Source organism: Psychrobacter okhotskensis, from assembly GCF_965638355.1.
Classification (GTDB): domain Bacteria; phylum Pseudomonadota; class Gammaproteobacteria; order Pseudomonadales; family Moraxellaceae; genus Psychrobacter; species Psychrobacter okhotskensis.
This window is the reverse complement of the sequence record NZ_OZ281822.1, coordinates 1,422,280-1,436,153: the sequence shown is the minus strand read 5'-3', so window position 1 is coordinate 1,436,153 and position 13,874 is coordinate 1,422,280. Positions and strand designations below refer to the sequence as shown.

The window sequence follows — 13,874 nt, the reverse complement described above, 5'->3', positions numbered from 1 at the left end:
AGTGTTTTATGTGTACTGCTTGTCTCTACATTTAGGCCAAAAAAAGCCCATGATTGTGCATGGGCTTTTTCGGTATCAAAGGTGGCTGGTTTTTTTCAATTGATACGCCATTAGATTAATAATCTTTCATAGACTGTTTAATGGCGTCAATGGCCGTTGGATTGTCAAGCGTTGACATATCTCCCGTTTCATTACCTTCCGCTAAAGCACGAATAGTACGACGTAAAATTTTGCCCGAGCGCGTTTTTGGTAGCGCCTGCGGGAAATAAATCGCTGCGGGTCTTGCGATACCACCAAGAGATTTTACCACTGCCCCAATCACTTGCTGCTCAAGACGGAAGCGGTTTTCGGTCGTCGCTACTTGGTCATGATCTTTTAGCACACAAAAAGCAATGGGCAACTCGCCTTTTAACTGATCCTGAATACCCACGACCGCACACTCAGCCATCTCTGGATGCATGCTAATTGCCTCCTCAATCTCTTGGGTGCCGATACGATGACCCGCGACATTTATCACATCATCGGTACGACCGAGAATATAAAAATAACCTTCTTCATCCGTTACCGCATAGTCTGAGGTGGAATACTGTTGACCATCAAACAGACCGAAATAACTGCTGACAAAGCGCTCATCATTACGCCATACCGTAGTAAGACAACCGGGTGGTAATGGCGCTTTAATCGCTAGCAAACCCTTTTCACCAGCCGCGCAAGGCTCGCCGGTCTCTTCATTGATGACGTGGGCATCATAACCATACATGGGATAACCGGGCGAGCCTTGTTTGTGCGGTTTATGATTAAATTTGGGCGTATTGCTTAAAATCGGCCAGCCAGACTCTGTTTGCCAATAGTGATCTAAAATCGGTACCCCTAAATGCTTGGTCAGCCAATTGGCCGTTGACTCATCAAGTGGCTCGCCTGCTAAAAAGAATGACTTGAGGCTAGAGACATCATAGCGTGTCATCCACGTCTCATCTTGCTTTTTCAGCATACGCACACCCGTCGGTGCGGTAAATAGGATATTAACCTTGTTGGCTTCAACAATCCGCCACCAGATACCAGGGTTTGGACGATGCGGCAAGCCTTCATACATCACACTGGTCATGCCAGCGAGCAATGGCGCATAAATGGTATAAGAGTGCCCCACTGCCCAACCGATATCGGATATTGCCCAAAAGGTCTCGCCGGCTTTGCCATCGTAGATATAATCTATCGACGTTGTTAGCGCCACTGCATGACCGCCGGTATCACGCTGCACGCCTTTTGGTGTACCCGTAGTACCAGAAGTATAGAGCAAATACGATGGCGTATTGGATTCTAACCACACTGGCTCGACAATCGCATTGGCTTCACAACTGATACGGCGTTGGGTTGCATAATCGACATCGATAGCTTTTGGCTCATAAGGCAAGATACCTCGATTGACGACCAGCACATGCTCAGGCTTCACAGTGGCTTGTTCAACACCTTGATCGACGAGGTTTTTATAGTTGATAACCTTGCCACCGCGCAATCCTGAATCTACCGTAATGACCATTTTTGCCTCAGCATCGTCCATACGAATCGCTAGGTTGTGCGCGGCAAAGCCACCGAAGACTACAGAATGAACTGCGCCAATACGAGCACATGCTAGCATCGCATAAGCGGCCTCCAAAATCATTGGCATATAGATAATGACACGATCGCCCTTCTCGATACCATGACGCTGTAGCACATCGGCGAAGTAATTCACTTCTTTATACAAATCGTTATAAGTCAGGCGGCGCTTGGTATAGTCGGTATAAAACTCGACGTTATTGCCTAAATCGCTAAAGGCATCGACGACTGCTGGGAATGTTGCTACTAACTCTTGGTTAATCTCAGAGGATAGCCAAATAAAGGCATCTTGCTCTGCACGCTCTGCCAGATGGCGATCGACACAGTTATAGCAAAGGTTGGTCTCACCGCCGACGTACCATTTGGCAAAAGGCAAATTGCTGTCATCGAGGATTTGCTCAGGCTCTTTATGCCAGTAGATACGCTTGGCTTGCTCTGCCCAAAACTGCTCACGGTCGTTAATAGAATCGTGATAAATATCAGCAAAGCTTGGAGTCTGAGTGACTTGAGTTTGGCCATTTTGAGAAGGTTGGGTTGTGGCTTGGTTTTTGATTGGGTCGCTCATAATAGCTGTCCTTAGCGTAAACAAGATATGATGCAATATAATTGTAAATATAGCGGTGATAAATAATATCGTAATAAGGTACTGGTCATCCGTGCCAGAACTGAAAAACCGATACATTATGTATCGGTTTAAAATGTAGCAGAGCTAACAATAAAGGTCAACTATTAAGCGTCTAATCTGTTTGATTATCATCAGCATTCAAATACCTTAACAGCCTATAGCTTTAAAAAAGTGGGCCAGTAACGTTATACCTCGGTCTGATCGGCATACATCTCACGCATGACTTTTTTGTCATGTTTGCCTACAGAAGTTTTGGGCAACTCATCAACGAACTTAAACTGACTGGGCACACCATATTTAGGAATGATACCGCGCTCTACCGCTTTCTCAGCGATGGCTTTGATGTCCTCCACCTTGGTATCTTGGCAATCAGGCTTGAGTACCACCAAGGCCAATGGACGCTCGCCCCACTGCTTATCGCGAACGCCAATAACTGACACATCAGCCACTGCTGGATGCAGAGATAAAATCGTCTCAATCTCAAGCGATGATATCCACTCGCCACCTGATTTGATCACATCTTTTAGACGATCGGTGATTCTAATGTAGCCATCAGGACGGACATAGGCGATATCTTGAGTATGCATGTAGCCGTTTTCCCACAGCTCTTTGCCTGCATCGTCATTTTTCAGATAGCTCTGGGTCAACCACGGTGCGCGCAGTACCAGCTCACCTGTATTTTCTTCACCCGTACCCACCGATTGATTGTTTTCGCCCCATACCTGTGCATCGACCATGACCACTGGCTTGCCCGTCATACAACGGCGAGCAATATCCTCTTCTTCCGTCATTTCTGGTTCGTTGAGGCTAAACTCTGTCAAGCTAATAAGCGGCGCCGTCTCTGACATACCATAGCCCGTATAGACTTCGATATCTTGCGCCAATGCAGACTTTGCTAAACCTTCGGTCAACCTTGAACCACCGATGATCATTTTTAGACCATTAAAACTGGCCCCACGATCTTGTGCTTCTTTGAGTACCATTTGCAAAATCGTCGGCACACAATGGGTGATACTGACTTTTTCGTTAATGATCAAATCCAGCAAGGTATCAGGCGCATAGCGTCCCGGATAGACCTGCTTGAGACCGACCATCGTCGCGGTAAAAGGAAAGCCCCATGCATGTACATGGAACATCGGCGTCATCGGCATATAAACATCGCCGTTACTCACGCCTTGTTTGTTCGGCAACATACCTAGGGTGGCGGCTTCTGCCATACTATGTAGTACTAGCTGACGATGGCTAAAAAACACACCCTTTGGATCGCCTGTGGTGCCCGAAGTATAAAAGGTCGTCGCAATGGTATTTTCATCAAAGTCTTGGAAGTCAAAAGTATCATCAGCGGCTTCTAACAAAGCTTCGTACTCACCCGTTACGCGCTTTTGATTGTCACCAAAGACCCCTTCTACTGTCATGCCATTGTCATCTAGCCAGATGATATGCTCGATACTAGAGTTCTCAAACTGATAATCCTTCACCAGTGCGGCAAACTCAGAGTTCAGCATCAGCACTTTTGGTTTCGCATGATTAATGGTGTACAGCACTTTTTCTGGTGATAAGCGGATATTGACGGTCTGCAAAATATACTGCGACATCGGCACTGCAAAGTAGGATTCTAAATAGCGATGGCTGTCCCAATCCATGACGGCGACCACATCACCAGTAGCGAGATTCAAGTCGGCTAAAACGTTCGCTAAGCGATTGATACGATTAAACAGATCTTTATAAGTAAAGCGTTTTTTATCCGCATAAACGATTTCTTGATCTTGTGAGACGGTTTTGGCACGGTTTAACAATTGCTTGATCAGAAGTGGAAACTCATAAGCAGCTGGTGCGCTGTGGTAAATATTTGACATAAATCTGACGTCCTTGTTGAGTATTTTTGATAATTTTAATGGCTATTAAAGGGTTTGAGGCAAACTAAAATTATTGTTTTAATAAAAGATATGTTCGATAAGCCTGATACTGATAGTAAGAAAAAACCGCTTATATGTAAAGGCTGCTTGCGTAAGTACTGAAACAGCAACAGTGATTTTCCTGCCCTTTTTTATTGGCTATATAGGTTAAGTAGTACGAGTTTTGGTTTTTATCATGCCAAAGCTAGCGACTAATAATGCCAATACTTGCACGAATAATAATAACCATACGGTAAGCGACCATTGACCGCGCGCATAGGCGATGCCGCACAGCCATGCCCCTAAGGTACCGCCTGTATAATAGGCCATATAGTATAAGCCAGAAGCCAGTGAGCGCCCTTTTTTCACATTGACCGCGATATAGCTGATGGTCGCAGCCTGCGTGACAAACACGCCCGAGGACATAATCGCCAGTCCTACGACAATACCCCAAAGTGGTGCCACAAGCGTCAATAATACTCCAAGCATTGAAACAACCACGGCCACCCGAACGGTTCGTGCTGAACCAAATCGTCTTAGCAAGGTAGAGGATAATGGCGTAATGACCACCCCAATTAAATATACCGCAAAAATATTAGCCAGCGCCCCAGTACTAAGCTCATAGGGCGTGCCTGCTAGGTACAAATTGATAAAGGTAAAACAGCCAACTAAGGAAAATAGCACACAGGAACCAAGTAAACAGGCAGTGACCACATAACGATTGGTCAGGTGCTCGCTAAGTGTCTGTATCGCTGAGCGAAAGTTCGGGTTGGCTTCAAAGTGACGTGACGATGGTAGTATCTTACCCACCCAAAGCGCACCAATCAGCGTCATCGCTGCCATTACATAGTAGCCTGCGCGCCAGCCGATAAGCTCGTGTAAATGACCGAGCAAAAACCGTCCCATAAAGCCACCAAACACTGAGCCTGAGACGTAAAAAGACATCAATTCAGTGACTGCCCGCCCCTCAAACTCTTCACCGATATAAGCAATCGTCACCACAGTGATACCGGGCACGGACAACCCTTGTATAAAGCGCCACATACCCATCCAGCCAATGCTAGGGCTTTGCGCAATTAACGCCGTCGGAATCGCTAAAAACAGTAACGCGCCAACGATAAATGATTTACGCCCCACGGCATCAGAGAGCATACCCAAAAACGGTGACATGATAGCAATCGCTAACACAGTTGCTCCAACGATCATGCCCGCTTGGACTTCAGTCGCCGCAAAATCTAGCATCAGGACGGGTAGCACCGCTTGAATAGAATACACTTGTAAAAAAGCAAACATGCCAATCAAGCCAAAGGTGAGTTTTAAAACCCATGACGTAGAATCATTTGGCGAAGTGGAAGGCTGTGGGGCGGTATATTGGGTCTGATCAGTAGAATGATTCACAAGGAGGCTGACTATATTGGTTATGCCATGACAGTGATAAATACCTGTTATTGACTTGGATGAAAGATGGTTGATACAGCTATAGTCAAAATATCCTAAAAACGCGACGGTATTGCTTGCTGATATCAATTTTTTGTAGCCTCTGTCTGCACAGGCACAGCAAGCAAGGAAAATGGATATCAGTAGTGCGTGATGGTTCGATATTACTTTTCACTGACTATAGATACTAAAAGCGTTATATGATAAATCTATAGGATAAAATGGTATTTTTAAATAGTAAATACCTCTTAAATACTAAACACCTCTTAAATGATAAATATTTATCCTAAAGACAAGCGAGTTATGTTACCACATCAGACCTCATACTCAGTTTTAGATGTGTTATTGGCGCTACATTAGCCTTGTTATTTGACCAAAAAATATTGCCATTTTTCTTTATATCATAGCGCCGCCATTTATAGAAATACCTTTGCTTAAAATTAGCCGCGCTACTTAACATTAGCCACGCTTTACCTTCAAATTGGCATTGTAGCCTAGTCGCATTCGATACCGTGCAGGCGGTTTATGGCTTTGACAATTAAAAGATTAATGTCTACTATTATTTTGCCTTATCAGGTATAGCGTCAAAAATAGAATAAAAAACCAATAGCTAAGCCAATCAAAATTATACAACCCTCACATACAAGAATGTTTATCATGATAAAAAATACTGGGCTTGCAAAAGCTATTATTGTCACGGGCGCGTTGTTTTTTTCTATGCCGACTTTGGCTGAACTCAGCCTATCTGAGATTACAGTTCATACAGTAAATGAAGCATTACCAGAAGTACCAGCGATGCCATCAGACTGTATTGCAGATAGCGCAATCACGGCAGATGCTCTGTCAGATACTCGTGATAATGGTCCCTTCTCTGTCCGCACCAAACGCGTTTCGCGACAGTCAGCAAAGGGTTTTGGTGGCGGTACGATTCACTACCCGACCAACGCTAGTGGCTGCGGTCTGTTAGGCGCTATTGCCGTGGTTCCTGGTTACGTTTCTTACGAGAATTCTATCAAGTGGTGGGGACCGCGTCTGGCTTCTTGGGGCTTTGTCGTTATCACTATCAATACCAACTCTATCTACGACGATCCAGATAGTAGAGCCACACAACTGAATGCGGCACTAGACCAGATGATTGCGGATGACACCGTCGGCAGTATGATAGATCCTAAGCGATTGGGCGCTATTGGCTGGTCAATGGGCGGCGGCGGCGCGCTTAAACTGGCAACGGAGCGCAGTACAGTACGAGCTATTATGCCACTAGCACCCTATCATGACAAAAGCTATGGCGAGGTAAAAACGCCAACCTTGGTCATTGCCTGTGAGAATGACCGGATTGCTGAGACTAATAAATATGCCAACGCGTTCTATAAAAATGCCATCGGCCCCAAGATGAAGGTTGAAGTAAACAATGGCAGCCACTTTTGTCCAAGCTACCGCTTTAACGAGATACTCTTAAGTAAGCCTGGCATCGCGTGGATGCAGCGTTATATTAATAATGATACACGCTTCGATAAATTTTTATGTGCCAACGAAAACTATAGCAAAAGCCCTCGTATCTCAGCTTATGATTATAAAAACTGTCTGTAAATCGGTGTATAGGAATGGTGACATTCGCTTTAAGTATGCCTTTATTTGCGTATATTAGATTTAAGTACATTCGAATTCAGCTATGATTCAAAGAGGATTATCTACAATGAAAGACCAGATACATGATTTGGGTGCAGGTTTTTGGAATATCCGCGGCTCGTTCGTCAGACAGGGCATGATCGATATCGGCAATCAATCAGCCTTAGTAAAGTTACACTCTGGAAAGTTTTTGCTTTTGGATAGTTATACGCTCACTGGTGACGTCCGCGCGCAAGTGATGGCGCTGACCAATAATGGACAAGATATAGAAGCGGTGCTCAACGTGCATCCTTTTCATACCGTGCACTGTGCGCGAGTGGCAAAAGACTTTCCGCATGCTTTATTTTATGGCAGTGCACGTCACCATAAGGAAGTGCCAGAAGTAAACTGGAGTGAGGATTACGTTGAAAGTGCAGCGGTAGCTGAGCGTTATCCTGAGCTTGAGTTTTCTCAACCAAAAGGCATTTACTATATTTCCCCTGATGATGCTGTGCACTCAGGCTCGCTTTTGGTATTTCATCCTGCCAGCCAAAGCCTATATGTCGACGATACGTTTGAGCTCCCACCTTCAAAACGATTTAATGCGGTACAAGCGGGTATAAACTTACATGCCACGACTATAAAAGCACTGAAAGATGAGCCAAATGCGGGCAAAACTTATTGCGATTGGGCAATTAATTTGGCACACGACTGGCGCGATGTGCGTCACTTTTGCGGTGCGCACTCAGGTTTAGTCATTTTTGAAAAAGGTGAGTTTGAAACGGCGCTACTGGCTACTATCGACAGCGCCCGTCCTGAGCTTGAGAAGTCTTAAATTACCTGAAGAATCACAAGAAACACTTATAAATAACAAGTACTAATTACAGCCACTAATTATAAGCATTAATGACAGCCGCTAATTACAGCCACTCATCACCAACAATAATTACCCATAATTATCTTACCAAAACAGCCCAATTAGATTGCCACACTTTATCATTGATCAATTAAGGAACCATACTCATGGCAGACAAAATAGTAGATTTAGGCTCAGGATTTTGGAACATACGCGGAAGCTTTCGCATAGGCGGTGTATTGAATATCGGCACTCAATGCTCACTGGTCAAGCTGGCATCGGGACGCTTTATATTTTTGGACAGCTACAAGCTCACGGGTGATATTCTCGCCAAGGTTATGGCATTGACTAATGACGGTCAAGATGTCGAAGCAATACTCAATGTTCATCCCTTTCATACGGTTCATTGCGCACAGATGGCAAAGGATTTTCCGCAAGCTATTATGTATGGTAGTAGTCGCCATCAGAAAAAAATACCTGAGGTCCAATGGTCGGATGATTTGGTAGAGAGCGAAGCGGTGGCAAAGCGCTACCCTGAACTAGGTTTTTCTTTATCTCAAGGTGTCCATTATATCTCTGCTAACGAGATGATTCACGCAGGCTCATTATTGGTATTTCATCCTGCCAGCAAAAGCTTACATGTCGATGATACTTTTATGAATCCACCATCGAAGTTACTGCGCGCTGTACTACCTGAGATAATGTTACACCCAACGACCAAAAAAGCGTTAAAAAATGAACCAAATGCTGGTAAACAGTATTGCGACTGGGCAACGAGCTTGGCTCATGAATGGCGTGATGTCCGTCACTTTTGCGCCGCGCATTCAGAGTTAATAACCTTTGCAGACGGTGAGTTTGAAAAGGCGTTAGTCAAGGCAGTAAGCAAAGCGCGTCCTAAGCTTGAGCAGGCGTAACGTCGTAGAACCGTTATGATTAGTACCGTTATGATAAATAAAAATGAAAAGGAATAATAACTATGTCAGACGAGATTCATGATTTGGGCTCAGGCTTTTGGAACATACGCGGCTCGTTTAAAATAGGCGGTGTCGTTAATATAGGCGCGCAATGCTCTTTGGTACGCTTACAGTCAGGAAAGTTTGTATTCTTGGACAGCTATACGTTGACCGATGAGGTTCGTGCTCAGGTCATGGCATTGACCAATGACGGTCAAGATGTCGAGGCGGTGCTCAATGTCCACCCCTTCCATACGGTACACTGTGCGCAAATGGCCAAGGACTTTCCAAAGGCTATATTTTACGGTAGTAGCCGTCATGCCGAACAAGTGCCAGAGGTAGCATGGGCAGATGATTTGGTTGAAAGCGAAGCAGTAGCTCAGCGCTATCCTGAGCTGGCTTTCTCTTTACCCAAGGGCATTTATTATATTGCGCCTGATGAAAAGATTCATGCTGGTTCGCTATTGGTTTATCATCCTGCCAGCCGCAGCTTGCACGTCGATGATACCTTTGTGACGCCACCTTTAAAGCTACTAGATGCCGTATTGCCTGACGTACTGCTGCAACCTGATACCGAAAAAGCGCTAAAGAATGAGACTAATGCGGGCAAACAGTATTGTGAATGGGCAACGAGCTTGGCTCATGATTGGGATGTCCGTCACTTCTGCGCGGCACATACTCATATGATTAAGTTTGAAGCAGGCGAATTCACCGCAGCATTGTTAAAGACCATTGATAAAGCGCGTCCTAAACTAGAAAGCGCTTAAAGCTTATCAGTATCTAAAGTTTTCAATGCAAAAAGGCCGCTATTATCAGCGGCTTTTTTATGAATGTATTATTACAATAGTTGTATCTTCAAAACCTTGAACAGAATGATTTCGTAAAAAAACTATCAAAGAGAAAACTGTCGAAAACAAAGATTTTGATGATAAAGCAATTTAAGACAATAATGCGGCCAACTCCGCTTCATTATTCATCACATCAGCCAATGTATAGCGCTCAAGCACCGCAATAAAGGCAGTCAGCGCTTCAAAAAACACCCCTTTTAATTGACAAACTGGACTAATCACACAGCCTACCTTAGAGATAGGTGCGGACTCATCTATTAGCGTAATGGGTAATCCTTTTGCATGCGCTTGGCGCTCGCCATTGGGCAAATGCGTCGCAAAACATTCTACTAACGCAAAATCTGGTTCGATCTGCTTAATCAATACACCCAAGTTGATGTCTTTTGGCGCGCATGCCAGCCGAATACCGCCGTTTTTGCCACGGACGCTATCGATATAGCCAAGCTGACCGAGCTGATGAATAATCTTGGTCAAATGACTTTTAGAGATATTATAGCTGTTGGCGATATCACTGATGTTGGCCAGTGAGTACTGATCTGGTTTCACTGCTAAATAAATCAATGAGCGCAGTGCGTAGTCACTATAATTGGTTAGTCGCATTGATTCGCGCTCCTGTCTAGTTTGAGATTATTAAAAGTTAATGCTTTCATATTATACGTTTTCGAAATTTTTGCTCTAATGCATATTATCCAAATAAGCCGTCTGGTCTTGGTCGTGCTAGCATCGGTAAATAACTGATGCAGAACAGTACAAAGCAAGCAATCCACGCGCTTTGTGCCACCATAATCCATAACAAATAATGATTCATATCAACCAGCGGTAATAACACTCGGCTGACAAATACCAGTATCATCAGAATGTATACGACATTCACGCTCTTTGGTGGCTGATGAATACTGCGGCCCGTGTGTCCAAGCGATACCCGCGTCATCATCGCCACCGTCATCATCCCAACCCCTGCAATGGCCAATCCGTGCAGCGCAATACTATGCGCGTAGCCCAGCCAAGGCTGCAAAGCGTAGAGCAGGAAACTCAGACACATTCCCAAAAAGGCAATATATAATGACCACAGCAGTGGCTTTTGCCAAATACCGCGATTATACCATCCCAACAAACGAATGATATTGACCACGGCTACGCCAAGTGCCGTGATCGTCAGCAAATACTTATTAGGATAAAACAAATCGGCCAAAAAGAAAGCGAAGAAAAAAGCCAAGCTGGCAATATCCTGAATTTTACTATTTCGTAGCGTTATAGTGCCAGTGCCAGCCCCACTTAATCCGCGCTCAATAAAGAAAGGGACTACTCGCCGCCCAATAGTTAGCACTAAGCCAATGATTAAGTAAAAGCCCAAGTAGATACCTACTCTGGTCGTACTCATGTCTGCGCTTATAATACCCCAGTAGCACAGACCGTTACCCAGTGTTAGTAGCGCCAGCTTGGCCAAAATTCCCATTTGTTTGTATTGTTTGACTTGTAGCACTGCGCGAAATATAACGAAAGCCATCGAGCCGACAAACAACAAATCAAATAATGCCGCTGCATATAATAACCATGCACTACTTCCTGCAATGGTGACGCCAAGCCCAAAAGCCAACCATCCTAAACGCGCCAGCAACCAACAAGCAAAGATTGCCAGTAGCGAATAACCATGCGGCATCATCACTCCTGTCCATGTCTTTACTGCCGTCAGTAAAAAACCCGCCACCACAGCGAGTGCATAACCATAAATCATCTCGTGACCGTGCCAGTACAGCGGGTTTAAAACCTGAGCATCGATGTCGGTATGTCCGGTAAACACAAACGACCACAACACCATCATGATAATCGCAAATACTGCCGCAGCACTAAAAAATAGGCGAAAGCTGAGGTTAAGAATAGGATGTGGAGAGTATGGTGCTTTACTCGGTAGCTTGATAGAGTGCATAGCAGTCTTCTTAGAATTGATTTAAATCGCTTACTTAAAAGTTCATATTAAATGAATGTTATAAATTATACAATATGCGCAATGCACTTGATAGCTTATAAAATGATGAATGCATACAACAAAGGCGACTAGAGTGATAGCCTTTTTTAATGTCTATTTGATAAAGTAATACAGATGCTAAGCAAGCAGCCTTTAAATTTGTATAGCGGCTACAAACAAAGAAAAAACCACGATTAGGGTCACGTACTTTCTAACTTTAAAATACTTATTATCAATAATATCAGCGCGACGTAAACCATAATCAATGAGCAGCAGACAAATGAAGCCAATTATAAGCAACCAGATAAAACCCGTCGTTGATAGGCTTAAAAAGCCAAGCCATAGCAGCAGCGCAATAATATTGCTGAGTATAGGTAGCTTGACAGCCCACGGATGGTTATCAGCCAACCCCAGATGATTGCCCCAATGCGCGCCTGCCATAAATGAGGCAATGACTAACCCATAGACTGAAAGAATCTGCGTGGTTGCGCCCAGTACCCGTATAGCGTCAATGCCCATAGTGATAAAGATGGCGCAGGCAACGAACGGAATGACACCGGCAAACGTTAAATAGGGACTGGGTTTTTTCATAAGGTAAATCAATCTTTTATTAAGGTTTTGTATTTGGACATTAACTAAATTTCTATGATTATAAGATTATGTCCATTTATCGATAAACTCATTTTTAGGATCATGCTGTTGGGTTTGTTTCTTCAGATTAAACTGTCTACAGCCTCTAGGATCTGCCCCGACTCCTGCTAAGTATTGCCAGTTGCCCCAGTTGCTTGCTACATCATAATCGATCAGATGTTGTTCAAAATAAGTCGCGCCATAACGCCAGTCAAGTCCCAACTCATGGATAAAGCAGCTGGCAACTATTTGTCTGCCACGATTTGACATATAGCCCGTACGTCTTAACTGATTCATGCAGGCATTGACGATAGGATACGGCGTCGTGCCGTTTTGCCATTGTGTCAGACGCTTATTATTAAAAGTTGTCGTTGGCGTTTGATCGCTAATTCCTTGAAACAAAAATAGTTTATGCTCATGCGTAACCGCATACCAATAAAAATACTCACGCCAGAGTAACTCAAACCAAATCCAGTACGTCGAGTCATTAGCGATCACTTCCTGCTCGTACTGACGCAAACGGTTTAATAAGACTTTGACCGATAGTGAACCGTTAGCCAGCCACGGCGAGAACTTTGTTGAGTCAGTCCAAGTATCGAGCGCATTACGAGTGGTCTTATAGCGACTTGGCGCATCCGACTTGAAATAATTGTTTAGATGTACAAGTGCCTGCCCTTCTCCGCCTTTGAAGTTTGGCTCTAACTGTACAGATTTATCAAATGTTTTGGATTCAAAAATATAATGGCTACTATCTAGCGTTTTAGGCATAGGTGGTAACTTAGTAGGGGTTTGACAAATGGCAAGATCGTCTTGAGCGCTCAATAGATTATGCTCATACTCTACTTTTTTACGAAACTGAGTAAAGCTTTTGGGTAGCTCTTGAGTTGGCATTGAGGCAAAAAGCGTTGCGGTCGATTGATAGTGCCAAATGATTTGTGGATACTTATTTCGTAGCGCTTTATAAGCCAAATTCTGAGCGTAGTCGGCGGTGTTACTAACGCAGATATCATTAACATTTTGTGATTCAATAAGCTGACAAAGCTGGGTAAACGCATCTTCGTCTGCTTTTTTATCTTGATTTAAGTGCAACAACCTATTGCCTAAACGCTGTAGCGATGACTCTAAATCTACCAAACTTTCTAATAGGAACTGCTGGCGCGCCAATCCTCTCTCATCAAAGTGATAAGCTTGCCCCCAGTTTGGCGTTTGACTATCAGCCAACTCCGACGCATAAACCATTATCAAAGACCCACTATTAGCCAACACTGCAGCGTGACTCAAAGTCGCATTGTCATGCACGCGCAGATCATTATGAAACAGCATTAATACTGTTTTTTCACCTGACTCATTAGCTACTAACTGATTGCTCATGCTTATCCTTTAGAATTTAAAAGCCCCTACGCTATGACTATAATATTTTAAAAAAAGCGATACAGTATAGGACGTGTTAAATACCTGCC

General features: G+C 44.1%; 11 protein-coding genes. 4 read left to right on the top strand and 7 right to left on the bottom strand.

Going from position 1 to position 13,874, the window contains the following annotated elements; all coding sequences use genetic code 11:
• Positions 1-115: 115 nt before the first annotated feature.
• The 3 genes from ACSUPM_RS06120 to ACSUPM_RS06110 all read right to left on the bottom strand — a co-directional run bounded on the left by ACSUPM_RS06120 (position 116) and on the right by ACSUPM_RS06110 (position 5,409).
• Positions 116-2,161 carry a propionate--CoA ligase gene (locus ACSUPM_RS06120; protein WP_201567330.1) on the bottom strand — a complete coding sequence of 682 codons (2,046 nt, stop codon included), beginning with the start codon at positions 2,159-2,161 and terminating at the stop codon, positions 116-118.
• A gap of 245 nt (positions 2,162-2,406) precedes the next feature.
• Positions 2,407-4,077, bottom strand: a complete 1,671-nt coding sequence (locus ACSUPM_RS06115; protein WP_201577849.1) for a fatty acid--CoA ligase — start codon at positions 4,075-4,077, stop codon at positions 2,407-2,409.
• A 207-nt stretch (positions 4,078-4,284) separates the two neighbouring features.
• The gene (locus tag ACSUPM_RS06110; protein WP_436880317.1) at positions 4,285-5,409 is read right to left on the bottom strand and encodes an MFS transporter; all 1,125 of its coding nucleotides are present in this window, start codon (positions 5,407-5,409) and stop codon (positions 4,285-4,287) included.
• A gap of 801 nt (positions 5,410-6,210) precedes the next feature.
• Between ACSUPM_RS06110 and ACSUPM_RS06105 the strand changes: the two genes are divergently transcribed.
• From ACSUPM_RS06105 to ACSUPM_RS06090, 4 genes are all read left to right on the top strand, one after another.
• On the top strand, positions 6,211-7,143 hold the full coding sequence (locus ACSUPM_RS06105; RefSeq protein ID WP_436880271.1) for a dienelactone hydrolase family protein: 933 nt from the start codon (positions 6,211-6,213) through the stop codon (positions 7,141-7,143).
• Positions 7,144-7,249: 106 nt separating this feature from the next.
• The gene (locus tag ACSUPM_RS06100; protein WP_436880270.1) at positions 7,250-7,996 is read left to right on the top strand and encodes a hypothetical protein; all 747 of its coding nucleotides are present in this window, start codon (positions 7,250-7,252) and stop codon (positions 7,994-7,996) included.
• Positions 7,997-8,184: 188 nt separating this feature from the next.
• The gene (locus ACSUPM_RS06095) at positions 8,185-8,931 is read left to right on the top strand and encodes a hypothetical protein (protein WP_436880269.1); all 747 of its coding nucleotides are present in this window, start codon (positions 8,185-8,187) and stop codon (positions 8,929-8,931) included.
• A gap of 62 nt (positions 8,932-8,993) precedes the next feature.
• Positions 8,994-9,737, top strand: coding sequence for a hypothetical protein (locus ACSUPM_RS06090; RefSeq protein ID WP_352287062.1), 744 nt, complete (start codon positions 8,994-8,996; stop codon positions 9,735-9,737).
• A gap of 171 nt (positions 9,738-9,908) precedes the next feature.
• Here the strand turns inward: ACSUPM_RS06090 and ACSUPM_RS06085 are convergent, their stop codons facing one another.
• The 4 genes from ACSUPM_RS06085 to ACSUPM_RS06070 all read right to left on the bottom strand — a co-directional run bounded on the left by ACSUPM_RS06085 (position 9,909) and on the right by ACSUPM_RS06070 (position 13,785).
• Complete coding sequence (locus ACSUPM_RS06085) at positions 9,909-10,418, bottom strand: Rrf2 family transcriptional regulator (protein ID WP_352287059.1); 510 nt, start codon at positions 10,416-10,418, stop codon at positions 9,909-9,911.
• Between the two features lie 85 nt (positions 10,419-10,503).
• A complete protein-coding gene (locus ACSUPM_RS06080; protein ID WP_025650664.1) occupies positions 10,504-11,745 on the bottom strand; it encodes an NnrS family protein in 1,242 nt (413 codons plus the stop codon).
• Between the two features lie 192 nt (positions 11,746-11,937).
• Positions 11,938-12,375, bottom strand: a complete 438-nt coding sequence (locus ACSUPM_RS06075; protein ID WP_025650665.1) for a DUF3429 domain-containing protein — start codon at positions 12,373-12,375, stop codon at positions 11,938-11,940.
• Positions 12,376-12,441: 66 nt separating this feature from the next.
• The gene (locus tag ACSUPM_RS06070; RefSeq protein ID WP_436880268.1) at positions 12,442-13,785 is read right to left on the bottom strand and encodes a DASH family cryptochrome; all 1,344 of its coding nucleotides are present in this window, start codon (positions 13,783-13,785) and stop codon (positions 12,442-12,444) included.
• Positions 13,786-13,874 lie beyond the last annotated feature (89 nt).